The organism is Stenotrophomonas sp. Iso1 (assembly GCF_027497995.1).
Taxonomy (GTDB): domain Bacteria; phylum Pseudomonadota; class Gammaproteobacteria; order Xanthomonadales; family Xanthomonadaceae; genus Stenotrophomonas.
In genome coordinates this window covers 375,149-400,485 of the sequence record NZ_JAODBT010000001.1, presented here as the reverse complement: position 1 = coordinate 400,485, position 25,337 = coordinate 375,149, and the positions used below count along the sequence as shown (strand labels likewise).

The window sequence follows — 25,337 nt, the reverse complement described above, 5'->3', positions numbered from 1 at the left end:
CTCGTCCCTCACGCAGGAGCCTGCCATGTACCGCATTTCAGCCAGTGTGTTGTTGGTTCTCGCCCTGTGCGGGTTCCGCCCCGTGCCACCGCCCATGCAGGGCCCGGTGGCGTTGTCCCTCATTGACCGCGATGCCGGCGAGGACCTCGATGCCTACCCGCACCGTGGCCAGCGCTGGGTAGCCGGCGCACCAGGCCACCGCTACAGCGTGCGCATGGAAAACCGTAGCGGCGAGCGCGTGCTGGTGGTGCTGTCGGTGGACGGCGTCAACGCCATCACTGGCCAGACCGCCTCGCCCGAGCAATCCGGCTACGTGCTGGAACCGTGGCAGAGCAGCGAGATCACCGGTTGGCGCAAATCCAATGCCGAGGTGGCGCAGTTCGTGTTCACCGACCACGGCGACAGCTACGCCAGCCGCACCGGGCGCCCGGCCAATGTCGGGGTGATCGGTGTTGCGGTGTTCAACGAGCTGCACCGCCCGGTATACGACGTGCGCCCGATGCCGGCGCCCTACCCCATGCCGCGTGCCGCGCCGCAAGCTGAGTCCAGCGCCAGCAACCGCGCTGCGGATGCGACATCGGCCTACGGCAAGGCGGAAAGCCGCCAGCAGTTGGGCACCGGCCATGGCGAGCGCGAGTGGTCGCAGTCGTCTTCCACCCGCTTTGAACGCGCCAGCCGCACACCAGCACAAGTCAGCGAGCTGCGCTACGACACGCGTTCGCGGTTGCTGGCAATGGGCGTGATCCCGCGCCTGCGCCCCGGCAGCAGCCGGCAGCCGCAGGCATTCCCCGGCGGTTTCGTCCCCGATCCGCCACGCGGCCGCTGATCCGCAGAAAGACAATGGGCCGCATCGCTGCGGCCCATTGTTCATGCGCTTACATCACGCGCGCTCAGTGGTGATCCGGGTAGTCCTTGCTCAGGTCTTTCTGGAATTCGCGCACCTCGCTTTCAGCGCGATCCTTGGCCCAGCCATACCGTTCCTGCAGACGTCCGGAAAGGTATTCCGCGTTGCCCTCGGCAACCTTGAAGTCGTCGTCGGTCAGATCGCCCCACTTGGCCTGCGCCTTGCCCTTCAACTGGCTCCACTTGCCGGAAATGATGTCTTTGTTCATCAGTCTTCTCCTTGGGGGAAACGCGGTAAATCCGCGTGGGACCAGCGTGCCCCTGTCGGTGTTGCCATAGGGTCCAGAATTCGTTGCAGGGCACTGACGATCTTGAACACAGCTTCAGGTTCATACCGTCAGGAACGAAAAAGGCCGGCAATGCCGGCCCTTTTCTTGATTCCGCCAGGAACGCGTTACTTCTTGGCGGCACCCTCCACTTTCTCACCGGCCTTCTGTACATCCTTACCGGCACCGGCAATGGTGTTGCAGCCCGACAACACGGCAATTGAGAACAGCGACAGCAACATCAAGGAAACCAAACGCTTCATGTTTTTCTCCTGTGGTGGTTCACGAGTAACGTGGCCCCGGCGGAGCCACGGCGATCATCAGCACTTGCCGTCGTTGCAGTCTTTTGCCTTGTCTTCAACCTTCTCGCCGGCCTTCTGCATGTCTTTGCCCGCACCGGCAACGGTATTGCAACCGCTGAGCATCCCCACAGAGAACATGCCCAGCAGGGCCAACATCAATACTCGCTTCATCAGGCGTCTCCCTTCTTCGCTTGGCAACCGCAGACCCCGGAGAAACCGAAACCTGCGTGCCGCGTGTGAAGACGAATCTGGCGACTGTGGTGTGCAGCGCGTGTGAATACCGGCCACTGGCGTTCAGCCAAGTGGCCGCGACGTCAATCCCGCATCAGGGTGGATTTGCCGAACAAGCTCTCCACCAGGTCAACCGCCAGCTCGGCCGTGCGGTTCTGGTGGTCCAGCAGCGGGTTCAGCTCAACAATGTCCAGCGAGCCCATCAAACCGGTGTCGGCAATCATCTCCATCACCAGCTGCGCTTCGCGGTAATTCACCCCCCCCGGCACGGTAGTGCCAACACCCGGAGCAATGCTGGGATCGAGGAAATCCACGTCGAAGCTGACATGCAGGTGCGTGTTGGCATCAATGCCTTCCAGCGCCGCCTCCATGGTGCGCTTCATGCCGGCCTCGTCGATATGGCGCATGTCGTAGACATCCACCTGATGATGCTTGATCAGCCGCTTCTCTTCCGGGTCCACCGAGCGGATGCCGATCTGATGCACCTGGCTGGGTGAGATCGCCGGGGCACTGCCACCGAGTCGGGTCAGCACATCCGGGCCCAGACCACACAGGCAGGCCACTGGCATGCCGTGGATGTTGCCCGAGGGCGTGACATCAGAGGTATTGAAATCCGAGTGCGCATCCAGCCACAGCACCCGCAACTGTTTGCCCTGCTCACGGCACCAGCGCGCCACGGCGGTGATCGAACCGATTCCCAGGCAGTGGTCGCCACCGAGCATGATCGGCATGCGCCCATCAGTCAGCTCAGCATAGGTGGCTTCCATCAGCGCGTGGTTCCACGCCACCACTTCATCCAGATGGCGGTAACCCTGTACTGGCCCGGTCCACGGGTTACGCGGCCCCGCCAGGTTGCCGATGTCGCGCACATCCACGCCACGCGCGACCAATGCCTCGGGCAAACCGGCAACACGCAGCGCTTCCGGGCCGAGGCTGGCGCCCCGGTGGCCCGCGCCTATGTCAGTCGGCACACCAATCAATGAAACAGGACGAAAACCGGCCATACCACCTCCGTTGCAATTGAAAGTAGTTTAGCCAGCAAGGGCTGAAACAACTCGCGGCAGCGCAGCAGGAAGTCGTTACTGAATGGGGCAGAGGGCATTGCAGAGGCCGCCACAGGGCGGCCCCCTCTTCATTGCCCGAGGCAACACATGGGAACCTCTATATCCGGGCTTCCCTCTCTCAAGGCGTTATCCATCCCCGGCTCGACTGAACCGCAGAACGGGCTTCACCACCTTCCCCCGCTCTGAATCTTCAACCGCGTTGTTGATGTCACCGAAGTCATAGAACTCCAACAACTGATCGAATGGAAAGCGCCCTTGCTGCCAGAGCTCAATCAGTTGCGGAATAAAGATGTCGGGAATGCTGTCGCCCTCAATGACACCCATGATCGTGCGGCCAGCGACCAGGCTGCCAATGTCCACGTTGACGGTGGCGCCCGCCGGCGCTGCGCCCACCAGCGCGCAAGCACCATGTACAGCAATCGCATCAATGGCCTGGCGCATCACACTCGGAATGCCTGAGCACTCAACCGCATAATCTGCCCCTTCGCCATCGGTGAGCAGACGCACGCGTTCAACTGGATTCTCCTGCGCGCTGTTGATGACATCCGTGGCGCCCAGGCGCTTAGCCAGTTCCAGACGCTCCGGCTTCACGTCCGCCACGATGATCCGAGTGCAGCCTGCAACGATAGCCGCAAGCATCGCGGAGAGGCCAACTGCGCCAGCGCCAAAAATGGCAATGCTGCTGCCAGCATGCGGACGCAAGCTGTTCAGCACCGTCCCTGCCCCGGTCTGAATTCCGCATCCGAGCGGAGCGAGCGTTTCCAACGGAACCGCCTTCGAAACTTTGACGACATTGCGCTCGTTGGTGAGCGAATGGCTCGCAAACGACGACTGCCCGAAGAAGCCGCCACTGACGCGCTCCCCGTCATGTGCATGCAGGGGACAACACTGCCCAGAAAAATTGCGGATCATAAATTCCCGGCAGCGTCCCGGGCTTCCTCGCTGACAGTTCAAGCACTTCCCGCAAGAGGCAAAGGTGAGGACAACATGGTCACCGGGAACCACCTTGGTTACCCGAGACCCAACACGTTCCACGATGCCGGCACCCTCGTGTCCGAGCACTGCAGGCAACGGGAAAGGCAACGATTGATTCTTGGCGACCAGATCCGTGTGGCATACGCCCACAGCCACAATCCGGACCAGAATCTCATCATCGCCCGGCTCTCCCAGGTCAAGTACCTCAAGCGAGAATCCCGCTTCAGGCGATCGCGCAACGGCTGCTTCAACTTTCATGCTGCCCTCCAAAAAACGGCTACAAGCGCGGTCATAAATCGGGAAACAACTTCCGGTTGCAGGCGGTCGGCCGAGTTCAATCTCTCGAAATCTGGTACGAAACTCATCTCAATGTTCCCGCTGGATTGATCAACTGATTGAAGGTGGTTGAAGACAGCAAGCACCAATGCCATGTGCGGCGGTCAAAGCAGGCAGTAACGCAGAAGAGTTGCCTGCAGCAGCAGACAACCCTCCGCTTCAATCACTTCACTGCTGCGACTCATTGCCGTTGTCGCGCTGGATCAGCCCTCGACATACTCCGCAGGAAAGCTGTCCACATGCTCGAGGTAGAAGAAGTAGTACTTACCGTTGTCAACGATGTCGGGGAATCCATCGAACGACTTTCCGTCCATCACGCCGAGCAGGGTTTGATCATCCACTTTCCGCAAGTGATCAAAGACCGGAACGCCGTCGTAGATCATGGTGGTCGAGCTCTTGCCACGGAAACCCACCTCCCACAGCGATGCTTCGCCCTTCATTGCCTTGCTCGAAAACAAGCGTCCGTGCTCGTCGTAGCAGACCAACGGAACAGCATCCAGCTTGCTGCGATACCACTTTCCAAACCACTTCATTTCCTTGAGCGCTGAGTTCCCCCAGTGCCCCGTATTGAAGTCACCGCCTTTCCAGCGGCCCAGCGCCTGCTCTATCGAGACAGCGGGAAGTGAATCAAAGAACGCCAGCAGCTCTTCGTCACTGAGCAGCTCTTTGTCCTTCAGTTGATTGAACGTGTCTTTAGCGCTCATAGCTTCTCCGGAAATCATTGGCCATTGGTGTAGATCGCTGGATTGAGCCGCTGGCTTCCAACGATCGCGAACCACCCACCCGAGAGCCGCACCTGGCCCTGAAACTGCCCGGAAGTTGGACTGTGCCGATCTTCGACGCGTCCTCATCCTGAGCAAGCAGCCCATCGTCAAGCAACGCAGGGCCAGACTAGCTCGTGGCCCGAAGCTTCGGCCTATCGCCCCCTCCGAGTCCAAGACGAACATTCAGACAATCCAGTCTTTTTTCGTATGAATGAACACTCATCCAGCGCGACGTAAAAAACTACGATTCGACAGCAATTCCGCTGGAATTACCTGTTTATCAAATTCAGCGATTTGATTTCGACGGCTATTCAGATGGCTGCATCAAGGACGCGCCATACGCGTGCGCGACTGCAAGGTAGACGCACCGACTGGTACCTAAATCGAGCCGAACAGCATCCGTGGCAATCGCGGAAGGCCAGCAGTTCGCAGTTCGCATTTCATGGCCTGCAACATTGTCGATGGCCAAGGGCAAGGTACCCATCGCTCCTGCTGCGTTTCATCGACTCAACCTCACGCGCAGCTCTCGACCCTTCTCCCACCCTCACTGATTGCGGCAGTGCAAATTGAAGGACACCTAGCCCATGTGTAGCGTCTGAGCTGCCCGTTCCCGGGCAAACAAAGGACTGACGTGATGATCAAGAAGACCTTGAAGACCGTGCTGTTCCTGCTTGTTGCTGCATCCGGCCTTGCCTCCGCACAGGTCACTCCATGCTCCATGTGTGAGGTGAGCCTCAATCGATGCCTTACAAAGGGCGCGATGAGCGAGGCACAGTGCTACCAGAACTATGCGAACTGTCGTGCAGAGGCCTGCCCAGCGCCATAAGCATTGCAGTCAGCCCTCCCTGCGGGGGGCTGACTTTGCTTTGAACGGCCATACCGGTCGCCGGGGAGTCCAGCGCGTGACATCGACACTCGGAGACTGCTTTGCGGCAATGCAATTTGAGCGCAAGCGCGTCCACCTGCCGCGTCGGGGGCGCCCAGCGCGGGCGATAACACCGAAGAAACGGCATGATCGCCCTGATCCTTTATTCGTAGTTCGGCGAGCGCATAACGTTCGGCGACACCCGCTGCGGATTCGGACACGCGGTTCGTTTCACGCGCTCCCCACTGCCGGCACAGCTGGGGGTTGCCAATACGCAGGTCCGCAACAACAGCAGAGACGGCCTCGGCAACTTCCCGATCGTTCTTCATGCTTTGCTCCAATCTCGGCCAGCGCATGGCCCTCGGCCTTCTCCAGCGCGCGAACGCCCCGCTCTGCCTGCATCCAGCCGCTAAGGCTTATCCATGAGCTTGGCGTTACGTATTTGGATATCGGTCAGAGCCATGGGGGACATCTAGGGTTTTGATTGATCGGGATGCCCCCAAAATTGCCCCCCGAAAGGCCTCAGAGTGCAATGGACTACCCCAGATCCGAGCGGACACCGGAAAAGCAAAAATCCCAGATTTCTCTGGGGTTTTTGGACATCCTGGGACATGCCCGGACTTGAATCTGGTGCGCCCGGAGGGATTCGAACCCCCGACCAATGGCTTCGGAAGCCACTACTCTATCCGGCTGAGCTACGAGCGCAGTGAAAACCGGCTGGCATTGCCAGACGGACGCGCATTCTAGCGGCAAAGCGCGCGCAGGTCTTCCCCCACTTTCGGAAAGCCGCGTATGGGAGGGCTGCCCGGGTGCAGCTGGTAACCTTTGCACCCATGAGCCGTCTCCCCCACTCCCCGCCCACCGCCAGCACGTCCTCGCGGTTCGCGCACTACTGGAAACTGATGCGTGCCGATCGCCCGATCGGCACCTTGCTGCTGCTGTGGCCCACCTGGTGGGCGCTGTGGCTGGCCGCTGACGGCATGCCGCCGCTGTGGACGCTGTTCGTGTTCACCGCCGGCGTCTGGCTGACCCGCTCGGCCGGGTGCGTGATCAACGATTACGCCGACCGCTGGCTGGACCCGCACGTCAAACGGACCAAGGAGCGGCCGCTGGCCACCGGTGCGGTCTCCGGGCGCGAAGCGTTGGCGCTGTTCGCCGGGCTGATGCTGGTGGCGTTCGCACTGGTGCTGACCATGAACGCGCTGACCATCGGCCTGAGCTTCATCGGTGTGTTTCTGGCTGCCAGCTATCCCTACCTGAAGCGCTACACGCACCTGCCACAGGTTTATCTGGGCATGGCGTTCGGCTGGGGTATTCCGATGGCGTTCGCTGCGGTGCAGGGCGAGGTGCCCCCGCTGGGCTGGGTGCTCTATGGCGCCAACATCCTGTGGTCCACCGCCTACGACACCTGGTACGCCATGGTCGACCGCGACGATGACTTGAAGATAGGCTCGCATTCCACCGCCATCCTGTTCGGCGATCTGGACCTGGTGATCCAGGGCATCCTCTATGCACTGTTCTTTGGCGCGATGGCCCTGGTGGGGCAGCGCGCCGAACTGGGCATGGCCTATTGGGCGAGCATGGCCGTGGCGCTGGTGATGGTGGTCTATGAGTTCTGGCTATGTCGCAACCGCGAGCGTGAGCCCTGCTTCAAGGCCTTCCTGCACAACAACTGGGTCGGCGCGGTGTTGTTTGCCGGCATCGTCGCCAGCCAATACCTCCCCTGATACGAAACAGCCCGCTTTTCGGCGGGCTGTTGGGTTGTCCCTTGTGAGCCAGCGTCAGGCCGCTTTGCCCAATGAGCGCAGGCGGAACGCGACAACAATCTGCAGCACACCGTAGACCAAGGCCAGTACGCCGATCCACAACGACGTCACCACCAGCCCCGACAACGGGTTGAGCGCAAACATCACGCCCAGGGCCACGGCCAGCAGGCCGCTGACGATCAACAGCCACTCGCCTTCAATCTGCTTGCGCACGCGGATGGCGAACACGATGCGGTAGATGCCCGCCACCACCAGCCATGCCGCCAGGAACAGCAGCAGGACGCTCGCGGTGGCCAGCGGATTGAGAATGGCCAGCACGCCGAACGCGATGGATACCAGCGCATAGAACACCGCCCATCCGCGTGATACCGGCGCCGAACCCTTGATCGCGGCGACCAGCACCACCACGCCCTCGACGACGGCCATCACCCCCAGCCACCAAGCCAGCACGGCCGCCGTGCGTACCGGCGCCATCACTGCGAGCACGCCAAACACCACCGCAAACAGCCCGAACAGCAGCACCACCCACCAATTGCGCGACAGCGCGGTGAACAGCGAACCTGACGGGAAACCTGTGGATGCACTCATGTCACTAACTCCTTGGTTTCTGCATTGAAAACATTTCCATCCTGCAACTCTAGCCCTGCCGATGTGGCGATGGCGTGCTCAAGGCACGCGCGCGCAGACCCAGGCATCCACCCGCGCCACCCCGGCGCTGCGCAGGGTCGTAGCGGCCGCATGCAAGGTGGCGCCGGTGGTCATCACGTCATCCACCAGCACCACGTGCGCAGGTACCGGGGCCTGAACCGCAAATGCGGAGCGCAGGTTGCGGTGACGTGCGGCGGCATCCAGCTCCGATTGCGGTGCGGTGGCCCGGACGCGTTGCAGGCCGTGCCACAGCGGCACTCCCAGCCCGCGTGAGAGGGGGCGCGCCAGTTCCAGCGCCTGGTCGTAACCACGCTGACGCAACCGCGACACATGCAAGGGCACCGGGACCAACGCCACGGGGCGCTCGACATCGGCCAAGCGTGTGCACATCAAGCCAGCCAACAGGCGCCCCGCCGCCAGATCCTGATGAAATTTGAACCGGCGCAGCAGGCCGTCCACCGGCGCGGCATAGATAAAGGCCGCGCGCACCTCATTCAAGGGCGAATCGCGTTGCCGGCAGGCACCGCAGCGCTGGTCGTCGTCCGCTACAGCAAGCGGCAGAGCACAGCGTCGGCAACTGGCCACGGGCCAAGGCAGGCCGGCGTTGCAGGCAGCGCACAGATCCCGGCCAGCGACGCCCGGCTCGGCACAGACCAGACAGCGCGGCGGAAACAACCAGGCCGACATCTGCGCCCGCGCCCTGTAAACCAATTGGCACCCACAAGAGTTGACAGCTTCATCCATGCTCACCAGACTGCGCCGCTTCCGTAGTCCCAACCGTCAGGTAACACCGATGTCCGCTGTCATCCGCCACGACTGGAAACGCGAAGAGCTGCAGACCTTGTTCGATCTGCCCTTCCCCGACCTGCTACACCGCGCCGCCAGCGTGCACCGGCTGCATTTCGATCCGGCAGAAGTCCAGGTCTCCACCCTGCTCTCGGTCAAGACCGGGGGTTGCCCGGAAGACTGCGCGTACTGCCCGCAGGCACAGCGCTATGACACCGGCGTGGACGCACAGAAGCTGATGGACACCGACAGCGTGGTTGCCCGCGCCCGCGCCGCCAAGCAGGCCGGCGCCTCGCGCTTCTGCATGGGTGCGGCATGGCGCTCGCCCAAGGACCGTGACATCCCCAAAGTGGCGGCGATGATCCAGGAAGTGAAGGCACTGGGTCTGGAGACCTGCGCCACCCTGGGCATGCTGGAAGGCCACCAGGCGCAGGCGCTCAAGGAAGCCGGGCTGGACTACTACAACCACAATCTGGACACCGCACCGGATTACTACGACTCCATCATCCACACCCGTCAGTACCAGGACCGGCTCAACACGCTGGAACACGTGCGCAATGCCGGCCTGAAGACCTGCTGCGGCGGCATCGTCGGCATGGGCGAAACCCGCGACCACCGCGTCGGCCTGCTGCTGGCGCTGGCCAATCTGCCCGCACACCCGGATTCGGTGCCGATCAACCGCCTGGTCCAGGTGGCCGGTACCCCGCTGCACGGCAGCGCCGAGCTGGACCCGTTCGAGTTCGTGCGGATGATCGCGGTGGCCCGCATCGCCATGCCGCAGTCGATGGTGCGGCTGTCGGCCGGCCGCGAAAGCATGAGTGACGAGCTGCAGGCGCTGTGTTTCCTGGCCGGCGCCAACTCCATTTTTTATGGCGAAAAGCTACTGACCACCGGCAACCCGGACACCGAGCGCGACCAGGCCCTGTTCGCCCGCCTGGGTATCCGGCCGATGGCCGTGACGGTGGATGCCGACGACCACGACCACCCCGGCACCGTGCATCTGGACATCGCCCCGGTCTGCGCTCAAAGCGCCTGATGGCCGCTCCGGCACCCCGGCCCCGTCGCAGGAATTCTGACGGGCAACCGGGTACGCTAGCCGGCCGCCTGACCATGAACCACCGCCATGGCCCGTCCTGACCTCCACGAACGCATCCAGCACCAGCGCAAGCTGCGGCTTGCCCAATGCCGCATCCGTACCCGGCGCACGGTTGGCCGGCGGGATGGCGTGCGCCTGGAGATCGACGGCCGCTCGCTGATCGGCTTCTGCAGCAATGACTATCTGGGCCTGTCGCAGCAGTTCGAGGTAGTGGCCGCATTGCAGGACGCCGCCTCGCGTGAAGGCGCCGGCAGTACCTCCTCGCATCTGGTCTGCGGCCATCACAGCCTGCACCAGCAACTGGAACGCGAGATGGCCGACTGGCTCGGTTATCCGCGCGCTTTGTTGTTCGACAGTGGCTTCATGGCCAACCTGGCCGTACAGCAGGCGCTGCTGAGTGAGGAAACCGACGTCTGCGTACAGGACCGGCTCAACCACGCCAGCCTGCTTGATGCCTCGCGCCTGGCCGGCTGCCGGCTCCGCCGTTATCCGCATCTGGACAGCGAAGGCGCCATGCGCCAGCTCAAGAACACCGCCGAAGGCGCGGCCATGTTGATCACGGATGGCGTCTTCAGCATGGATGGCGACATCGCCCCGCTGCGCTCGCTGGCGCTGGTGGCACGCATGCAAGAAGCGTTGTTCTACGTGGACGACGCTCACGGCGTGGGCGTGGTCGGTGAACACGGCCGTGGCTGCGTTGCCGCCGCCGGCCTGGGCGTAAACGAAGTACCGCTGCAGCTGGCCACGCTGGGCAAAGCGCTCGGTGGCCACGGTGCGGTGGTGTTGGGTGATGAAGCCTTGATCCAGCACCTGGCCGAAACCGCACGTCCCTACATCTACACCACCGCCCTGCCGCCGGCTCAAGCAGCTGCTTCGCTGGCAGCGGTGAAACTGGCGCGTCGCGACCATTGGCGTCGCGAAAAGCTCACCGAGCTGATCGCCGCATTCCGCGAGGGCGCACGTCGTCAGGGATTGGAATTGATGCCTTCAGAAACGCCGATCCAGCCGCTGCTGTGCGGCGACGAATCGACGGTGATGGCGTTGTCGGCAACGTTGGAGCAATCCGGCTTCCTGGTCAGCGCGATCCGTCCACCAACGGTGCCCGAAGGCAAGGCAAGGTTGCGGGTGACGTTGTCGGCGCTGCACAGCGTCGAGCAGGTCAAGGCGTTGATCGACGCCATCACCCGCGCCCGCGACGTGGTGCTGTACCAGCGCTCGTTGAACACCGTCAACGCCTGAGCCGACGGTCGTCCCCATGCATATCGACGTCACCGGCAGCGGACCGGCATTGGTCCTGATCCACGGCTGGGCATTACATGGCGGCATCTTCGCGCCGCTGGTTGAACGGCTGGCGCCGCGGTTCCAACTGCATGTCGTCGACCTGCCCGGTCACGGCCACAGCCGCGAGGACAGCACACCGCTGCGGCTGCCCTACCTGGTCAACGCCATCGCCGCCGCCACACCGCCTGCCGTGTGGTGTGGCTGGTCGCTGGGCGGGCTGGTGGCGCTGCACGCCGCGGCGACGCTGCCGCAGGTGCGCGGGCTGGCAATGCTCGCCGCCACGCCGCGTTTTGTTCGTGGTGATGATTGGCCCGATGCGGTCGAGCCGTCGGTGTTTGAGCAGTTCGGGCGCGACCTCGAACAGGATTACCGCGGCACGCTGGAGCGTTTTCTCGCCCTGGATGTGATGGGCTCGCAGCACGCACGCAGCGAGCTGCGCACCCTGCGCGAGTCGCTGGTCGAACGCGGCGAACCGGCCCCGCGCGCCCTGCACGAAGGCCTGTCCCTGCTGGAACGCAGCGACCTGCGCGGCGCCCTGCCCGGCCTGCAAAAGCCCGGCCTGTGGATAGGCGGCCAGCGCGACCGGCTGGTGTCCGCGCGCACCATGCACAGGGCCGCCGCATTGGCGCCGGCTGGCCAGCACCACGCGCACACCATCGAAGGCGGCGGCCATGCGCCGTTCCTTGGCCACGCCGATGCCGTCGCCAATCTGCTGCAACAGTTCGTTGCGGGCTGCGCGTGATGCGTTGCACGCCCGTTGGCGCGACATGCTCGATCATGTCGCGCAGCCGCACTCTCTAATTCCGCTCTCAGCGTTGTAACCGCCATGCCTTCCCTGTTCGATCCCAAGCACGTCCGCCGCGCCTTTTCACGCGCCGCTTCCAGCTACCACGCCGCCGCCGTACTGCAGCAGGAAGTGGCCAAACGCCTGCTGGAATCGCTGGACTACCTGGAAGAAAAACAGCCGCACGTGGTGCTGGATATCGGCAGCGGCCCAGCGTATTCGACCGCCGTGATGAAGAAGCGCTGGCCCAAGGCGCAGGTGATCGCGCTGGACCTGGCAATGCCCATGTTGGTCGAAGCCAAGAAACAGGCTGGCTGGTGGCGCCCGTTTTCGCGCGTCTGCGCCGATGCACGCGCCCTGCCGCTGGCCGACAACAGCGTGGACGTGATCTTCAGCAACCTGTGCCTGCAATGGGTGGAAGACCTGCCCGCCGTGTTTGCCGGTTTCCGTCGCGTGCTCAAACCCGGCGGTCTACTGGTGTGCTCCACGTTCGGCCCTGACACGCTGGTGGAGTTGCGCCAGGCGTTCGCCCAGGCCGATGACACCGCCCATGTCAGCAACTTCGTGCAGATCGCTCAGTTTGGTGATGCGCTGATGATGGCCGGCTTCCGCAACCCGGTGCTGGACCGCGACCTGTTCACGCTCACCTACGACGACCTGCCCGCATTGATGCGCGAGCTCAAGGCCATCGGCGCGACCAACGCCATGAGCAGCCGCCGCCACACCCTCACCGGGCGCGGCCGCTTCGCCGCAGCACGCGACGCCTACGAACCATTGCGCCGCACCGACGGGAAGCTGCCCAGCAGCTGGGAAGTCATCTACGCCCAAGCCTGGGCGCCGGAGCCGGGCGCACCCATCCGCGAGCAGGGCCACGATGTGGCTGCGGTGCCGGTATCGGCGATTCCAATCCGGCGGAAGATGCAGGATTAGGGACTAGAGCAACACGCCCTTTCTTTCACCGAAGGTGAAAGAAAGGCAGGGGAAAGCGTGCTGCTGCTCTGCTCCCCACTCCCGCCGATCTCTCAAGCGCCTTTGACGAACAGGTCGCGGTGGAAGAAATACACTTCCTGCAACAAGAACCGCCAACTCGTGTGGAAGCTGCGGAAGCGTGTGCTCGGTGTGGACGATGCCAACGCATCGATGTTCAACTCTTTGGACAACCGCAGCGCGCGCGCCATATGCAGCGGGTCGCTGACCACGATCACCCGGTGCAGGTTGTTCTTCGCCATCACCTGCTTGGCCTCGACCAGGTTCTGCCGCGTGGTGCGTGATTTGGTCTCGATCAGGATGTCTGCCGCCGGCACCTTCTGCTTGAGTGCATAGCGACGCGCCACCTGCGATTCAGAAAAACGCGCGCGCGAGCCACCAAAACCACCGGTGAAGATCAGCTTCGACGCATAGCCCTGGTGGTACAGATCCAAGCCATGACGGATGCGCTCTTCAAACACCGGTGATGGCTTGGCGTCATACGCCGCCGCACCCAGCACGATGATCGCGTCCGCCGGCGCGGCCTGGTCGCGGTCGCCCACCCAGATGATCCATGCCGCCACGCCCAGCAGCCACAGCAGCAACAACGCACCCAACCGCCACAACCAACCCATCAAACCGATCCGCCGCCGCCCACTCATCCCTGCCCCCATGGCAAGGCATCCAGATCCACATTACCGCCGGACAGCACCACCCCGACATTGCGCCCGGCAAAACGCTCGGGCTGGGCCAGCACAGCGGCCAGGGCAATCGCCGACGACGGCTCCACCATTTGCTTCATTACCTGCCAGATCAAGCGCATCGCTGCCACGGTGTCGGTGTCATCCACGGTAATGACCTGGGCATTGCCCTGCAGCAGCGCGAAATTCGGCCACCCCAGCGCACCACGCAGGCCATCGCAGACCGTGTCGGGGACGAAATCCAGCTGACGCGCGCCTGCGGCCAGCGAACGTGCGGTATCGGCCGCACCCGTGGGTTCTGCCAGCACTACTTCGCAATCCGGCAGCAGCTGGCGCACGGCCAACAACGTACCTGCGGCCAGCCCTCCCCCGCCCACCGGCACCACCAGTACATCCAGCGTGGCGCCTGCTTGGCGCATCAGTTCCAGCGCTGCCGTGCCCTGCCCGGCAATCACCCGCGCATCGGCATAGGGATGCACCAGGGTTGCACCGGTTTCCTGCTGCACGCGCGCGCATCCCGCCTCACGGGCGGCCTGGTTTGCCGCGCATCGCCACAACGTGGCGCCGTGGCGGACGATATTGGCCAGCTTGGTAGCAACCGCGCCTTCGGGCACCACCACATGGCACGGGATGCCACGTGAGCGTGCGGCCAGCGCCAATGCGGCGCCATGATTGCCTGATGAGTGCGTCACCACCCCATTGCCAGCCTGTTCGGCATCCAGCGACCACACCGCGTTGCAGGCCCCCCGGAACTTGAACGCCCCACCGCGCTGCAGGTGCTCCGCTTTGAAGTGCAGGCTGGCATCGGCCATCGCATCCAGTTCACGCGAGCGCAGCACCGGGGTGACCGTTGCGTGGGGCGCGATACGTGCCGCTGCTGCCAGTACCTCGGCAAATCCGGGCAAGGGAAGTTCATTCATGGTGAAAGGTTAGCGTAGGCTCACCGGGTTGGGCCATCTCCACAAAGGCACTGCTGGCCCCGCCCTGCCGCAGCCGTTGCGGCGGCGGCATCCCAGGCAGGTGTGGCCGGGAATGCAGGGCACAGCCTGCATTCAGCGGAGCATCTCTGGATTAAGGGCCAATTCAACGCGCCAGCCCGATGCTGGCGTCATTCCCACTGGGGGGACTTACATGATCAAGCGCCTGATTGTTTCCGCCGGCCTGTTGATGGGCCTGTCCGGCTGCGCCACGTACGACTATGTCGGCGGCAGCTCGGGCGGCTATTACCACGGCTCCCCGTCCACGCAATACAACTATCCCTACGGCTATCCGTCCGGAGCGGGCTACGGGTACGGCAGTGGCTACTACGGCTACGGCAGCTATGGCTATCCGGTTTACCGGCCGTACTACCGTCCGCAGCCGCCGCATTACGGCAACGGTCATCGACCGCCGGGCCATGGCAATAGTCACAATCACAACGGCAACCGACCGCCACGCCCGGGCAATGAAGGTGGCAGGCCACCGCGTCCAGGCAATGGTGACGGCCGTCCGCCGCGTCCACCGCCGGCCAACAACGGCGGTGGCGGGAAATCGCCGTGGCGTGATCTGGATCGCCTGCAACGGCCGCAGCCACGGGCTGACAACAGGCCGATGCAGCGGGCCATGCCGCGTCCGCAGGCCATGGCTGCACCGCGTCCCGCCATTCAGGAACGCCCCGCCGCCGCCCGACAGCCGTCACAAGTCCGAAGTGGCCAGCGCGTCAGGACACTTGAACGGTAAAGGGGTTGCATTTGGCACAAATGCAGGCATTCTTGGCGTCACGAGTGACCGGCAACGTCGCAATCTGACCTAAACCGGCGTCACCCATCGCTTCAATGTCGATGTCCGCCAGAAAATCTGGATCCCCCCTGTTCCGGCCCTGTCGGACATCGGCGCCTAAAACGACAAAGCCCCGGCCATGGCCGGGGCTTTGTCTTTGTACATCGCCAAGATCCTGACGGACCATAAAGAAACAGGGCCGGCAGTCCCCCGACTACCGGCCCCTTTGCTCCCCCAGCGTGCGCTTCAGTCGGCCCCTGTTCCAATTCCGACCATTTGCGCTCAAGTCGCATGCCACGTTGGGTGCAATGTATTAGCTGCAGGTAGCGTGCCAACTTTAGGGCGCAAAGCGTGTCTGGCTGGCATTGGCAGTAAAATCGACAAACACGCCGTCGCCATGCGGAATCACCCCGCAGACGGACTTCACACTTATCTTCGATCTCACGCGTATGAGCGACACCTTCTACCGTTACGACGTCATCGTTATTGGCGGCGGCCACGCCGGCACCGAGGCCGCGCTGGCTGCTGCGCGCGGCGGTGCCCGCACCCTGCTGCTGACCCACAACGTCGAAACCGTCGGCGCGATGAGCTGTAACCCGGCCATCGGCGGCATTGGCAAGGGACACCTGGTCAAGGAGATCGACGCACTCGGCGGGGCCATGGCGCACGCTGCCGACCGCGCCGGCATCCAATGGCGCACGCTCAATGCCTCCAAGGGCCCTGCGGTGCGTGCCACCCGCTGCCAGGCGGACCGCAATCTGTACCGCATGGCGATCCGAGGCATCGTCGAGTCGCAACCCAATCTGACCGTGTTCCAGGCAGCGGTGGACGATCTGGTGATCGAAGGCGACGCCGTGCGTGGCGCCATCACCCAGACCGGGCTGACCTTCCATGCACCGGCTGTGGTGCTGACTGCCGGCACATTCCTGGCCGGCAAGATCCACATCGGCGAAACCCAGTACACCGCCGGGCGCATGGGCGACCCGCCGGCCACCACGTTGGCAGCACGCCTGCGCGAGCGTCCATTCGTCATTGACCGCCTGAAAACCGGTACACCGCCGCGTATCGATGGCCGCTCGCTCGACTACAGCGTGATGGATGAGCAGCCCGGCGACGATCCGATGCCGGTGATGTCCTATCTGGGCAGCGTCAATGAACACCCGCAACAGGTGAGTTGCTGGATCACCCATACCAGCGAGCGCACGCACGACATCATCCGCGGCGCGCTGCATCGCTCGCCGCTTTACAGCGGCCAGATCGAAGGCATCGGCCCGCGCTACTGCCCGTCCATCGAGGACAAGGTGGTGCGTTTTGCCGAGAAGAACAGCCACCAGATATTCGTCGAGCCCGAAGGCTTGGACGTGGTGGAAATCTACCCCAACGGCATTTCCACCTCGCTGCCGTTCGACGTGCAACTGGAGCTGGTGCGCAGCATCCGGGGCTTTGAAAACGCACACATCACCCGCCCGGGTTACGCCATCGAATACGACTTCTTCGATCCGCGCGGCTTGAAGAACACATTGGAGACCCGCCAGGTCGCCGGGCTGTTCTTTGCCGGGCAGATCAATGGCACCACCGGCTACGAGGAAGCCGGTGCGCAGGGCCTGCTGGCCGGCATCAACGCCGCGCTGTTCGTGCAGGGCAAGGACGGCTGGTGCCCGCGTCGCGATGAAGCCTACATCGGCGTGCTGGTGGACGACCTGATCACCCACGGCACCACCGAGCCGTACCGCATGTTCACCAGCCGCGCCGAATACCGGCTGCAGTTGCGCGAAGACAACGCCGATACGCGACTGACGCCAACGGGGCGCGAACTTGGCCTGGTCGATGACCGCCGCTGGTCGGCGTTTGAGACCAAGCAGGCCGCTGTCGCCCACGAAAGCGCGCGTCTGCGTGGCTTGTGGGCGACACCGGCCAACGCGCTGGGCCGCGAAGTGGCCGAAGCTACTGGCGTGAGCGTGAGCCGCGAAACCAATGTGCTCGATCTGATCAAACGCCCAGAACTGGACTACGCCAAGTTGATGCAGGTGGCCTCGCTCGGCCCCGGCGTGGACGACGCACGCGTGGCTGAGCAGGTAGAAATCAGCGTTAAATATGCCGGTTATCTTGACCGCCAGCGCGGTGAGATCGAACGTCAGCAGCGGCATGAAACCACAGCGATTGCCGAAGGCTTCGACTTCGCATCGGTGCATGGCCTTTCGGCTGAAGTCCTGCAGAAACTGGAGCGCGTGCGCCCGCAGACCATCGGCCAGGCGCAGCGCATTCCGGGCATGACGCCCGCTGCGATCTCCCTGCTGCTGGTGCACCTGGAACGGGCGCGACGCGGCAAGGTGGCCTGAGTTCTGTTGTCTACGGTGCAGCGAACGGCTGCATCGGATGGGAGAACGGGGAGCAGGAATCCCTGCTCCTGCGCAACCCACAGGCCGCATGCAGTCGAAATACGCCCCTTCCTTGATATTCATCAATGAAGCGGCGCCCGCAAAATGGGTTGATGGTGGCACCCCTACAAGGAAGCCACTCACCATGTTGACTGCCAACCAACGCGACCTCATCAAGGCCACTGTTCCGCTGCTGGAAACAGGCGGCGAGGCGCTGACCAAGCACTTCTACGGGCGGATGTTGACCGAGAGCGACGTCGCGCGCCCCTTGTTCAACCAGGTGCACCAGGCCACCGGCGACCAACCGCGTGCGCTGGCCAACTCGGTGCTGATGTACGCCAAGCACATCGACCGCCTGGAAGCGCTGGGCCCGTTGGTGGGGCAGATCGTCAACAAGCACGTTGCCCTGCAGATTCTGCCTGAGCACTACCCCATCGTCGGCCATCACCTGCTGCTCTCGATCCGCGAGGTGCTGGGCCCGGACGTGGCCACCGACGACATCATCGACGCCTGGGGCGCCGCCTACCAAGCGCTGGCCGACCTGCTGATCGGTGCCGAAGAAGCCGCGTATGCCGCCAACGAAAAAGCCCCGGGTGGCTGGCGCGGCGCCCGCAGCTTCCGTGTTGCCGAGAAGGTGCCAGAGAGTGCCGAGATCACCTCCTTCCATCTGGTGCCGGTTGACGGCGGAACGGTGGTGGATTTCCAGCCGGGCCAGTACATCGGCATGAAGCTGGAAATCGACGGCGAGGAAACGCGCCGCAATTACTCACTGTCGCGCGCAGCCGATGGCGTGGGTTACCGCATCAGCGTCAAACGCGAGGAGAACGGCAAGGTCTCCAACCACCTGCATGACAACGTGCAGATTGGCGACACGCTGGAGCTGTTCGCCCCGGCCGGTGATTTCACCCTGGCTGCCAGCGAGCGCCCGGTAGCTTTCATCAGCGGCGGCGTTGGCATCACTCCCACCCTGCCGATGCTGGAACAGGCATTGGCCAGCGGCCGCGACGTGCATTTCATCCACTGTGCACGCAACGGTCAGGTGCACGCATTCCGGGAGTTCATCGCTGAAAAGCAGAAGCAGCACCCGCAGCTGCGCAGCTACACCTGCTATAGCGAATCGCTGCCTGGTGATGCGGCTGATGCGGAGGGCTTCCTCAGTCGCGAACTGTTGGAGCAGTGGCTGCCGGCCGAGCGCGACATGGATGCCTATTTCCTTGGCCCCAAGCCGTTCATGGCCCAGGTGAAGAAGCTGCTGCGCGATGTCGGCGTACCCGAAGCACAGAGCCGTTATGAATTCTTCGGCCCCGCCGCCGCGCTGGAGGCCTGATCGGAGCGTGTTGTAGAAGTGCGACGAGGTAGAGAAGGCCGGTGGGCAACCACCGGCCTTCTCTTTGTGAGCCTGCCTGCGCATCCACGCAAAATCGCCTTCGTTGAGAAACCCGCACCGCACTCCCAACCCCACTCTGGCCTCCGGCCGAAGGAAGGGGGCGTAAGCAGCCGTGTGCACCAGCCTGCTTCGCGGTGCACCGAGCGATCGCCTGCACATCGCAGCCCCTGCAGGGAGCGCTACGATGCACGCATCATCGGAACTGAGGGGAAACGCATGAACGTGTATGCCGTGGTGCTTGCCGCCGTGTCCAGCTTCCTGCTGGGCGGGCTCTGGTATTCCCCAGCATTGTTTGGCCGCGCCTGGAACCGTGAAAACGGGGGCGAGGTACCGCAAGGTCATCCCGCCAAGGTGTTCGGCATCAGCTTCGCGTTTTCGCTGTTGGCCGCGTTTGCGTTCGCATGGTGGCTGGGGCCAGCGCCGGAACTGCGCAAGGCGTTGCTATGCGGGGCAGTGGTTGGTTTCGGCATGGTCGCTGCCAGCTTCGGCATCAACTATCAGTTCGCGCAGCGCAGCGGAAAACTGTGGGCGATTGATGGCGGTTACCACATCGCGCAGTTCGTGCTGTTCGGCTTGATTCTTGGGTTGTGGCACTGAGCAGCGGAAGCGCTCGATAGGTCAAAGGGCAACGGCGAAGGCAAAAATGTCCTCGCCCCTCGCCCGCTCCACGCCCCAGCCTTTGCGCTGACACCACTCATCGAATCGCGAATCCATGGTTCGCAAACGATCCTCTTCGTCCCGCACGCGGGAAAGGGGAAAGCACCGCCAACAACGATCGTCTGTCAGGCCAGCTTGGTCGCCAACCAGCGTTCAATCGTGACCACCGGACCCAGTTTCGCGGGCACCACCAGCGGCAACGCACGCGCCAGCGCATCCGCCTGCCGGATGAAGGCCTGCCGCGCCATACGCTGCGCCTGCTGCACCGTCGACTGCTGGCGCCGCAACTGCACGATCTGCACCGACGGTCGTCCCGGTGGCGCGAACTTCTGATAACGGCGCAGTTCATCGGCAACCAGACCAACGTCCACATCACTCTGCGCGAACACCTGGCCAGCCTGCAGCAGCTGCTCCAGCGCACGGCCGGCATCCGTCAGACCCGCTGCATCAAACAGCGCCAACGAAGCCCAGGCAGGATCGCGTTGTTGAAGACGCTGCAGCTGGGTTGCCCAAGGGAAAGTCGCGTGGAAGTTGGGCATGGCGGCCAGGGGATGAGAGGGAGGCGGCGAACTTTACGTACTGGAGGTTTGCAGCGCCAGTGGTGGCACGTTTGCCCTCACCCGATCACCCGCTTGAACGGTGGCAGCGAATCAATGATCCGCTTGCCATAACGCCGCGTCAGCAAGCGCGAATCCAGAATGATCACGCGCCCGGTGTCGGTGGAAGTGCGGATCAACCGTCCCGAAAACTGCGTCAATGTGCGCAACGCATGCGGAATGGCAATGAGGTTGAACGAGTTCAAGCCCCGGCTCTCAAACCACTCGCTCAAGGTTGATGTCTGCGGGTCGGTCGGCACGGCGAACGGCACCTGGGTGATGACCACCGTCGTGCAGGCTTCGCCGGGCAGGTCCAGACCTTCGCCAAATGAGTTGAGCCCAAACAACACCGACCCCTCACCAGCGGCTGTGCGCTTGAGGTGTTCGTCGATCATCCGCTGCTTGGCACTTTCGCCCTGCACCAGCACCTTTTTTCGCAATGTAGCCGGCATCAGCTCGGCCACTTTTTCCATCTTCCAGCGCGAAGTGAACAGCACGATGCTGCCCTTCTCCCAGTCCAGCTCGGCGGCCAGGTACTTGGCCACTTCCTTGGGATGACGCTCGCGGTCGTCCGGCGTCACCGGAAATTGCGGGACGATCAATTGAGCTTGGTTCGGCAGGTCGAACGGCGAGGCCAGCGACACCATTTCCGCGTCTTCGGGAATGCCGTTGTCGATGGCCAGCGATTGGAAATCGCCGCCGCCAGTCAGCGTGGCCGAAGTCATCACCACCGAGTTCACTTCGTCCCACAGCAGCTTGCGCAGCACCATTGCCGCCGACACCGGCGAGCAATGCAGGATGTAGTCGCCCTCCCGCGACAACGTTACCCAGCGCGCGATTGGCGGCTGACCTTCCTTGTCCTCGCGGCGCCAACCGGCCCACAGGTTGTACTGCTGCTCGATCATCTCCAGCGCCATGCCCAGGTTGCGCTGCAGGCGTTCGTGCCCGGCGTCTTCGGGCTTGCCCTTGGCTACCAGTGAAGTGGCCGCCGTTGCCCAGTTGAGCAGGCTGCGGGTTTCATCGGCCAGCACTTCGATGGGCTGCTTCCAGGCTTCCGGCAGGCGACCGTTGGCCGCGCGCCACATCGGTTCTCGATCATCCGGTTGCGGAATCCAGACGTTGGCAATGTCATCGCGAAAACTTTTGAGCAGCTTGCTTACCCGCGATGCCACCTCGATGGCTTCATTCGGCAGCAGGTTGCCGATCTTGTCCTTGTCCACCGCGCGGTAAGCGCCAGCAATCAAAATCTGCAGACGGCCGGTGCGCTTTGCCATGTCATCCAGCGGCAGATTGGCCGCGCCCTGGTCGATGGCGACGTTGCCAATGTGGTGGCCTTCGTCCAGCACCAGCAGCATGTCGCCGGGCGGTGCGATCAACGGCTGGCCGCTGTCACTTTCGCCAATGGACAGCGCCGAAAGCAGCAACGCGTGGTTGGTCACCACAATCTGCGCATCGCGCACTTCGGTGCGCGCACGCAGCACCGGGCATTGCGCCGAGTACGCACAGCGACGGCCGGCACAGGCAGACGCCGGTGTGGTGATGCGCATGCGCAATGTGGTCGAAACGGTTTCCGGGGCGTTGTCGAGGTCGCCGTTCCAGCGGCCTTCGATGAAGGCCTTGGTCAGTTTTTCGGCCACGTCCATTTCAATCGGCGCCAACGGCCGGTCGTAGAGCTGCACGTCGTCGCCGAACATGCCTTCCTGCGCGCCCTCGCCCTGCGCTTCGGCGGCATTGCGCGTGCACAGGTAGCGGGTGCGCCCCTTGGCCAACGCCACCGTGGCTTGCAAGCCGGTGGACTTGAGGAAGTTGGGGATGTCGCGCTCAACCAGCTGTGACTGCAGCGCCACCGTGCCGGTGCTGATGACCAGCTTCTTCTTGCTGGCCAGCGCAATCGGTACGCCAGCGGTGAGGTACCCCAGGCTCTTGCCGACGCCGGTGGGCGCTTCCACCACGCCCACGCCGCCGGTGGCCAGCGCGCGCGACACCACGCCGATCATCTGACTCTGCGAACGGCGCGTACTGAAGCCCGGCGTATTGGCCTGCAGCTTGGCGTAAGCGTCACGGATGCCGGCCTTCAGTTCCTCGGTCAACATCCGCGGTGCTTCTACTTTTTCGCTCACGCCAACCTGCCACCTGCACTCATCAAGACGGGCATTTTCCCATACCCGCCCGCATTCACCGAATGCGCTGGTGGCTCAGGGTTTCCCGGGCAGCAGCGGCCGCCGCAAGGCCTGCACCAGCGCCCAGGCCAACAGAATGAACCCAGCGGCCTGGGTCAGCGCCACCACCGCCTGGCTGAGATTCAGCAGCGTATTCAGCCCACTCAGGCCGTTGAAATTACCGGCAGCGATCATCAGCAACGGCAACACGTTCAGGCCTGCGCCGACCAAGGCGGCCAGCATCAGCATCGCCAATGCGCTCATGGCCACCGTACGTGCCCGGCTGCGTGGCGTATCCATCAGCATCACCAGCGCCACCCCCAGCGCGATCAGGATGGGCAACCGATAACCCACCGTCATCAGCAGGCTCTGCAGCAAGGTGCTGTTGTCCATGCTCAGTCCGCCGTGACCAGCAGCGCGTCACGACCGCGCAGTTCGGCATAGACGGCGTCGGTTTCCGGGCGCATGCCATGCCATTGCTGGAAGCTTTCTGCGGCTTGTTCAACCAGCATGCCGAGTCCATCGAAGCTGTTGCGGCAACCGGCCGCGCGCGCCCATGCCAGGAACGGGATTGCCGCTTCGCCGTAATTCAGGTCCACCGCCGTGGTCATGCTGTTGACCAGCGACAGCGGCAGGTTGAAGCCGGTGCCCTCGCCGCGCGCGGCCGAGGTGGCATTGATGATCAGTTCAAAATCGCCCTGCTCACGCAGTGCCTCCCAGTAAGCAGAGATGGCGCGGCCCGGTTCGCTCATCGCATCGACCAGCGCATCAGCGCGCTCGGGCGAGCGGTTGACCACGACCAACTCCAGGATGCCGGCGTCCAGCAGCGCCGGTGCCACGCCGCGTGCGGCGCCACCGGCACCCAGCAGCAACACGCGGCGGCCGCGCAGGTCCAGACCATGACGGCCGGTGAGGTCGCGCACCAGGCCGATGCCGTCGGTGTTGTCACCGTGCCAGCGTTCGCCCTTGCGCAGCAGCGTGTTGACCGCGCCGGCGCGCTGCGCGCGTGAGGTGGTGGTGGTACACAGCGCGAACGCTGCTTCCTTATGCGGCAAGGTCACGTTGGCACCCACGCCGCCATCGGCCGCAAAGGCCTCCAGTGCGGTGGGGAAGCCTTCCGGCGACGCCTCGATGGCACGGTAGTCCACCGCGATACCGTGCGCCTTGCCGAACGCGGACTGGATGCGTGGCGACTGCGAATGGGCGATGGGCTGACCGAATACTGCGTAACGGGGAGCGCTCATGGGGATCCTTTGCATGACCTAGACTGGACGCGATTCTTGCCTGCGGAACCTTCATGCGGACCCGACCACTGCTGCTCGCGCTGACTGCGAGTCTACTCTTTACCCCGGCAGCCTCGGCGCTTTCCGAATTCGGCATTGAAGGCATGGGCATGGTCTCCACCCGCGCCGATGAGCTGCGCGCCACGATCAGTGCCGACGGCCAGCGCATCCTCTGGGCCAGCAACCGAGAAGGCGGCGCTGGCGGCTGGGACCTGTGGCAGGCCACGCTGCAGGACAAGCGCTGGATGGACCCGCAGCCGCTGGTGCTCAACAGTGCAGCCGACGACGTCGACCCGTTCTTCAGCGCCGACGGTCGCTGGCTGTACTTCGCCTCCAACCGCAAGGGGGGGCGTGGCGGTTTTGATTTGTACCGAGCACCGCTGGCCGGCAATGGCGACATCGGTGCACCCCAGCCGCTGGGCAACGCCGTCAATGGCCGGCAGGACGAACGCTCGCCCAGCCTCGCCGACGACGGCGCCCTGCTGCTGGCCAGCAACCGCAGTGCTGGCGTAGGCGGTTGGGATCTGTGGGCCGCCGCACGCGACGGTGATGGCTTTGCAGCGCCTGCACCGCTGGGCGGCATCAACACCACCGCCGATGAAGTAGATGGCAGTTGGCTCGGCGATGGTCGCGCGGTGGTGTTTGCCCGCGCCAATGCACAGGGCGGCACGCAGCTGTGGGTGTCGCAGTGCCGTCAGGGGCAATGGGGCGAAGCGGCGCCGTTGTCGCTGTCGTTCAATACCGCCGAGAGCGATACACGCGGCGCGCTGATTGACGCCAACAAACCCGGCGAACTGGTCGTCAGCGGCAAGGCGCGTGCACCGCGAGCCGGGGGCTTGGATCTTTATCGAATGAAGGCACCGACAGTAGATGGCAGCGCCGATTGCCGCTGAATTCGGCCGCTTTTTTGCTGACTGGGAAGTTCCCGGTAGAGACACCGTGATAGTGCCGGCGGTGGCCGAAAAACCACCCCTCACCCGCGCCGTCGGCGCAAGGGAGAGAGCGGATCATGCAGGCATCGGTAGGCGCAGCGCTGTTGCTTGTACCGCTCCCTTTTGCAAAGCGAAGGGAAGGATTGGAAAGAGGGGCCTTGAACTTCGGCCCTGCCTCAACGCCCGGCCAATACCTCGGCCCGCCGCTTCTCATACTCCGCCTCACTCAGCTGCCCACGCTCCTTCAACAGGTTCAGTTCGCGCAGCGTTGCTTCCACCTCGGGTTTCTGTGGCGCTTCACGCTGCAGGCGCTCAGCAGCCGAGTGCAGTGCCGGCGGGCGTCGCGAGGCGCGCACGATGGCGGCAATGACCACGCCGATCACCACCGCAAACGCCAGCACGCCAAGAATCCACACCACCCAGTTGTAGCTCTCCAGGCCGGGGACATTCATA

At 63.6% G+C, this 25,337-nt stretch carries 26 protein-coding genes and 1 tRNA gene; 11 read left to right on the top strand and 16 right to left on the bottom strand.

The window, feature by feature from the left end; translation table 11 throughout:
• Positions 1 to 25: 25 nt before the first annotated feature.
• Positions 26 to 826, top strand: coding sequence for a hypothetical protein (locus PAN08_RS01570; protein WP_269789801.1), 801 nt, complete (start codon positions 26 to 28; stop codon positions 824 to 826).
• A gap of 64 nt (positions 827 to 890) precedes the next feature.
• On the opposite strand, the gene PAN08_RS01565 is transcribed toward PAN08_RS01570, so the two are convergent.
• The 7 genes from PAN08_RS01565 to PAN08_RS01535 form a co-directional block, all read right to left on the bottom strand.
• A complete protein-coding gene (locus tag PAN08_RS01565; protein WP_269789800.1) occupies positions 891 to 1,112 on the bottom strand; it encodes a CsbD family protein in 222 nt (73 codons plus the stop codon).
• Positions 1,113 to 1,297: 185 nt separating this feature from the next.
• Positions 1,298 to 1,432, bottom strand: coding sequence for an entericidin A/B family lipoprotein (locus PAN08_RS01560; RefSeq protein ID WP_269789799.1), 135 nt, complete (start codon positions 1,430 to 1,432; stop codon positions 1,298 to 1,300).
• Between the two features lie 57 nt (positions 1,433 to 1,489).
• Entirely contained in the window at positions 1,490 to 1,642 is a 153-nt protein-coding gene (locus PAN08_RS01555) for an entericidin A/B family lipoprotein (protein WP_269789798.1), read from the bottom strand.
• 143 nt (positions 1,643 to 1,785) lie between these two features.
• The gene (gene rocF / locus PAN08_RS01550) at positions 1,786 to 2,706 is read right to left on the bottom strand and encodes an arginase (RefSeq protein ID WP_269789797.1); all 921 of its coding nucleotides are present in this window, start codon (positions 2,704 to 2,706) and stop codon (positions 1,786 to 1,788) included.
• A gap of 186 nt (positions 2,707 to 2,892) precedes the next feature.
• Positions 2,893 to 3,999 carry an NAD(P)-dependent alcohol dehydrogenase gene (locus tag PAN08_RS01545; RefSeq protein ID WP_269789796.1) on the bottom strand — a complete coding sequence of 369 codons (1,107 nt, stop codon included), beginning with the start codon at positions 3,997 to 3,999 and terminating at the stop codon, positions 2,893 to 2,895.
• Positions 4,000 to 4,280: 281 nt separating this feature from the next.
• The gene (locus PAN08_RS01540; RefSeq protein WP_269789795.1) at positions 4,281 to 4,781 is read right to left on the bottom strand and encodes a DUF4334 domain-containing protein; all 501 of its coding nucleotides are present in this window, start codon (positions 4,779 to 4,781) and stop codon (positions 4,281 to 4,283) included.
• A gap of 1,553 nt (positions 4,782 to 6,334) precedes the next feature.
• Positions 6,335 to 6,411 (bottom strand) — tRNA-Arg (locus PAN08_RS01535).
• A 128-nt stretch (positions 6,412 to 6,539) separates the two neighbouring features.
• On the opposite strand from PAN08_RS01535, the gene ubiA reads away from it, so the two are divergent.
• Positions 6,540 to 7,433, top strand: a complete 894-nt coding sequence (ubiA, locus tag PAN08_RS01530; RefSeq protein ID WP_269789794.1) for a 4-hydroxybenzoate octaprenyltransferase — start codon at positions 6,540 to 6,542, stop codon at positions 7,431 to 7,433.
• Between the two features lie 54 nt (positions 7,434 to 7,487).
• Here the strand turns inward: ubiA and PAN08_RS01525 are convergent, their stop codons facing one another.
• Together PAN08_RS01525 and PAN08_RS01520 are read right to left on the bottom strand one after the other, a co-directional pair.
• Complete coding sequence (locus tag PAN08_RS01525; protein WP_269789793.1) at positions 7,488 to 8,060, bottom strand: DUF308 domain-containing protein; 573 nt, start codon at positions 8,058 to 8,060, stop codon at positions 7,488 to 7,490.
• A gap of 78 nt (positions 8,061 to 8,138) precedes the next feature.
• A complete protein-coding gene (locus tag PAN08_RS01520) occupies positions 8,139 to 8,807 on the bottom strand; it encodes a ComF family protein (RefSeq protein WP_269789792.1) in 669 nt (222 codons plus the stop codon).
• A gap of 106 nt (positions 8,808 to 8,913) precedes the next feature.
• Here PAN08_RS01520 and bioB point away from each other — a divergent pair, with 106 nt between their 5' ends.
• The 4 genes from bioB (at position 8,914) to bioC (ending at position 12,997) form a co-directional block, all read left to right on the top strand.
• Positions 8,914 to 9,942 carry a biotin synthase BioB gene (gene bioB, locus PAN08_RS01515; protein ID WP_269789791.1) on the top strand — a complete coding sequence of 343 codons (1,029 nt, stop codon included), beginning with the start codon at positions 8,914 to 8,916 and terminating at the stop codon, positions 9,940 to 9,942.
• An 87-nt stretch (positions 9,943 to 10,029) separates the two neighbouring features.
• Positions 10,030 to 11,241, top strand: a complete 1,212-nt coding sequence (gene bioF, locus PAN08_RS01510) for an 8-amino-7-oxononanoate synthase (protein ID WP_269789790.1) — start codon at positions 10,030 to 10,032, stop codon at positions 11,239 to 11,241.
• 16 nt (positions 11,242 to 11,257) lie between these two features.
• Complete coding sequence (bioH, locus tag PAN08_RS01505) at positions 11,258 to 12,025, top strand: pimeloyl-ACP methyl ester esterase BioH (RefSeq protein ID WP_269789789.1); 768 nt, start codon at positions 11,258 to 11,260, stop codon at positions 12,023 to 12,025.
• Between the two features lie 84 nt (positions 12,026 to 12,109).
• Positions 12,110 to 12,997, top strand: coding sequence for a malonyl-ACP O-methyltransferase BioC (bioC, locus tag PAN08_RS01500; protein WP_269789788.1), 888 nt, complete (start codon positions 12,110 to 12,112; stop codon positions 12,995 to 12,997).
• 92 nt (positions 12,998 to 13,089) lie between these two features.
• Here the strand turns inward: bioC and PAN08_RS01495 are convergent, their stop codons facing one another.
• Together PAN08_RS01495 and PAN08_RS01490 are read right to left on the bottom strand one after the other, a co-directional pair.
• Positions 13,090 to 13,707, bottom strand: coding sequence for a YdcF family protein (locus tag PAN08_RS01495; protein ID WP_269789787.1), 618 nt, complete (start codon positions 13,705 to 13,707; stop codon positions 13,090 to 13,092).
• Positions 13,692 to 14,654 (bottom strand): pyridoxal-phosphate dependent enzyme, encoded by a 963-nt coding sequence (locus PAN08_RS01490; protein ID WP_269789786.1) that lies wholly within the window; start codon positions 14,652 to 14,654, stop codon positions 13,692 to 13,694. The genes PAN08_RS01495 and PAN08_RS01490 overlap by 16 nt, the downstream gene beginning before the upstream one ends.
• Before the next feature lie 211 nt (positions 14,655 to 14,865).
• On the opposite strand from PAN08_RS01490, the gene PAN08_RS01485 reads away from it, so the two are divergent.
• From PAN08_RS01485 to PAN08_RS01470, 4 genes are all read left to right on the top strand, one after another.
• Complete coding sequence (locus tag PAN08_RS01485; protein WP_269789785.1) at positions 14,866 to 15,453, top strand: hypothetical protein; 588 nt, start codon at positions 14,866 to 14,868, stop codon at positions 15,451 to 15,453.
• A gap of 488 nt (positions 15,454 to 15,941) precedes the next feature.
• On the top strand, positions 15,942 to 17,831 hold the full coding sequence (mnmG, locus tag PAN08_RS01480) for a tRNA uridine-5-carboxymethylaminomethyl(34) synthesis enzyme MnmG (RefSeq protein WP_269789784.1): 1,890 nt from the start codon (positions 15,942 to 15,944) through the stop codon (positions 17,829 to 17,831).
• A 184-nt stretch (positions 17,832 to 18,015) separates the two neighbouring features.
• Complete coding sequence (gene hmpA, locus PAN08_RS01475) at positions 18,016 to 19,197, top strand: NO-inducible flavohemoprotein (protein WP_269789783.1); 1,182 nt, start codon at positions 18,016 to 18,018, stop codon at positions 19,195 to 19,197.
• A gap of 276 nt (positions 19,198 to 19,473) precedes the next feature.
• On the top strand, positions 19,474 to 19,854 hold the full coding sequence (locus tag PAN08_RS01470) for a DUF1761 domain-containing protein (protein ID WP_269789782.1): 381 nt from the start codon (positions 19,474 to 19,476) through the stop codon (positions 19,852 to 19,854).
• Between the two features lie 185 nt (positions 19,855 to 20,039).
• Here the strand turns inward: PAN08_RS01470 and PAN08_RS01465 are convergent, their stop codons facing one another.
• From PAN08_RS01465 to aroE, 4 genes are all read right to left on the bottom strand, one after another.
• The gene (locus PAN08_RS01465) at positions 20,040 to 20,453 is read right to left on the bottom strand and encodes a hypothetical protein (protein WP_269789781.1); all 414 of its coding nucleotides are present in this window, start codon (positions 20,451 to 20,453) and stop codon (positions 20,040 to 20,042) included.
• Between the two features lie 77 nt (positions 20,454 to 20,530).
• Positions 20,531 to 22,603 carry an ATP-dependent DNA helicase DinG gene (gene dinG, locus PAN08_RS01460; RefSeq protein ID WP_269791138.1) on the bottom strand — a complete coding sequence of 691 codons (2,073 nt, stop codon included), beginning with the start codon at positions 22,601 to 22,603 and terminating at the stop codon, positions 20,531 to 20,533.
• Between the two features lie 102 nt (positions 22,604 to 22,705).
• Positions 22,706 to 23,062, bottom strand: coding sequence for a hypothetical protein (locus PAN08_RS01455; RefSeq protein WP_269789780.1), 357 nt, complete (start codon positions 23,060 to 23,062; stop codon positions 22,706 to 22,708).
• Positions 23,063 to 23,064: 2 nt separating this feature from the next.
• Positions 23,065 to 23,913, bottom strand: a complete 849-nt coding sequence (gene aroE / locus PAN08_RS01450) for a shikimate dehydrogenase (protein ID WP_269789779.1) — start codon at positions 23,911 to 23,913, stop codon at positions 23,065 to 23,067.
• 53 nt (positions 23,914 to 23,966) lie between these two features.
• Here aroE and PAN08_RS01445 point away from each other — a divergent pair, with 53 nt between their 5' ends.
• Positions 23,967 to 24,845 carry a TolB-like protein gene (locus PAN08_RS01445; RefSeq protein WP_269789778.1) on the top strand — a complete coding sequence of 293 codons (879 nt, stop codon included), beginning with the start codon at positions 23,967 to 23,969 and terminating at the stop codon, positions 24,843 to 24,845.
• 215 nt (positions 24,846 to 25,060) lie between these two features.
• Here PAN08_RS01445 and PAN08_RS01440 read toward each other — a convergent pair whose 3' ends face one another.
• Complete coding sequence (locus PAN08_RS01440; RefSeq protein WP_269789777.1) at positions 25,061 to 25,336, bottom strand: SHOCT domain-containing protein; 276 nt, start codon at positions 25,334 to 25,336, stop codon at positions 25,061 to 25,063.
• Between the last annotated feature and the right edge of the window lies 1 nt (position 25,337).

What these genes read in the sequence shown, in the direction of transcription:
- PAN08_RS01495 (WP_269789787.1), bottom strand. Translation starts at nt 13,707, where the DNA reads ATGGGGGCAGGGATGAGTGGGCGGCGGCGGATCGGTTTGATGGGTTGG.
- PAN08_RS01470 (WP_269789782.1), top strand. Translation starts at nt 19,474, where the DNA reads ATGAACGTGTATGCCGTGGTGCTTGCCGCCGTGTCCAGCTTCCTGCTG.
- PAN08_RS01570 (WP_269789801.1), top strand. Translation starts at nt 26, where the DNA reads ATGTACCGCATTTCAGCCAGTGTGTTGTTGGTTCTCGCCCTGTGCGGG.
- PAN08_RS01490 (WP_269789786.1), bottom strand. Translation starts at nt 14,654, where the DNA reads ATGAATGAACTTCCCTTGCCCGGATTTGCCGAGGTACTGGCAGCAGCG.
- bioB (WP_269789791.1), top strand. Translation starts at nt 8,914, where the DNA reads ATGTCCGCTGTCATCCGCCACGACTGGAAACGCGAAGAGCTGCAGACC.
- PAN08_RS01520 (WP_269789792.1), bottom strand. Translation starts at nt 8,807, where the DNA reads ATGTCGGCCTGGTTGTTTCCGCCGCGCTGTCTGGTCTGTGCCGAGCCG.
- PAN08_RS01560 (WP_269789799.1), bottom strand. Translation starts at nt 1,432, where the DNA reads ATGAAGCGTTTGGTTTCCTTGATGTTGCTGTCGCTGTTCTCAATTGCC.
- ubiA (WP_269789794.1), top strand. Translation starts at nt 6,540, where the DNA reads ATGAGCCGTCTCCCCCACTCCCCGCCCACCGCCAGCACGTCCTCGCGG.
- PAN08_RS01440 (WP_269789777.1), bottom strand. Translation starts at nt 25,336, where the DNA reads ATGAATGTCCCCGGCCTGGAGAGCTACAACTGGGTGGTGTGGATTCTT.
- bioH (WP_269789789.1), top strand. Translation starts at nt 11,258, where the DNA reads ATGCATATCGACGTCACCGGCAGCGGACCGGCATTGGTCCTGATCCAC.
- PAN08_RS01525 (WP_269789793.1), bottom strand. Translation starts at nt 8,060, where the DNA reads ATGAGTGCATCCACAGGTTTCCCGTCAGGTTCGCTGTTCACCGCGCTG.
- PAN08_RS01540 (WP_269789795.1), bottom strand. Translation starts at nt 4,781, where the DNA reads ATGAGCGCTAAAGACACGTTCAATCAACTGAAGGACAAAGAGCTGCTC.
- PAN08_RS01485 (WP_269789785.1), top strand. Translation starts at nt 14,866, where the DNA reads ATGATCAAGCGCCTGATTGTTTCCGCCGGCCTGTTGATGGGCCTGTCC.
- PAN08_RS01455 (WP_269789780.1), bottom strand. Translation starts at nt 23,062, where the DNA reads ATGGACAACAGCACCTTGCTGCAGAGCCTGCTGATGACGGTGGGTTAT.
- hmpA (WP_269789783.1), top strand. Translation starts at nt 18,016, where the DNA reads ATGTTGACTGCCAACCAACGCGACCTCATCAAGGCCACTGTTCCGCTG.
- PAN08_RS01445 (WP_269789778.1), top strand. Translation starts at nt 23,967, where the DNA reads ATGCGGACCCGACCACTGCTGCTCGCGCTGACTGCGAGTCTACTCTTT.
- aroE (WP_269789779.1), bottom strand. Translation starts at nt 23,913, where the DNA reads ATGAGCGCTCCCCGTTACGCAGTATTCGGTCAGCCCATCGCCCATTCG.
- bioC (WP_269789788.1), top strand. Translation starts at nt 12,110, where the DNA reads ATGCCTTCCCTGTTCGATCCCAAGCACGTCCGCCGCGCCTTTTCACGC.
- rocF (WP_269789797.1), bottom strand. Translation starts at nt 2,706, where the DNA reads ATGGCCGGTTTTCGTCCTGTTTCATTGATTGGTGTGCCGACTGACATA.
- dinG (WP_269791138.1), bottom strand. Translation starts at nt 22,603, where the DNA reads ATGTTGACCGAGGAACTGAAGGCCGGCATCCGTGACGCTTACGCCAAG.
- mnmG (WP_269789784.1), top strand. Translation starts at nt 15,942, where the DNA reads ATGAGCGACACCTTCTACCGTTACGACGTCATCGTTATTGGCGGCGGC.
- PAN08_RS01465 (WP_269789781.1), bottom strand. Translation starts at nt 20,453, where the DNA reads ATGCCCAACTTCCACGCGACTTTCCCTTGGGCAACCCAGCTGCAGCGT.
- PAN08_RS01565 (WP_269789800.1), bottom strand. Translation starts at nt 1,112, where the DNA reads ATGAACAAAGACATCATTTCCGGCAAGTGGAGCCAGTTGAAGGGCAAG.
- bioF (WP_269789790.1), top strand. Translation starts at nt 10,030, where the DNA reads ATGGCCCGTCCTGACCTCCACGAACGCATCCAGCACCAGCGCAAGCTG.
- PAN08_RS01545 (WP_269789796.1), bottom strand. Translation starts at nt 3,999, where the DNA reads ATGAAAGTTGAAGCAGCCGTTGCGCGATCGCCTGAAGCGGGATTCTCG.
- PAN08_RS01555 (WP_269789798.1), bottom strand. Translation starts at nt 1,642, where the DNA reads ATGAAGCGAGTATTGATGTTGGCCCTGCTGGGCATGTTCTCTGTGGGG.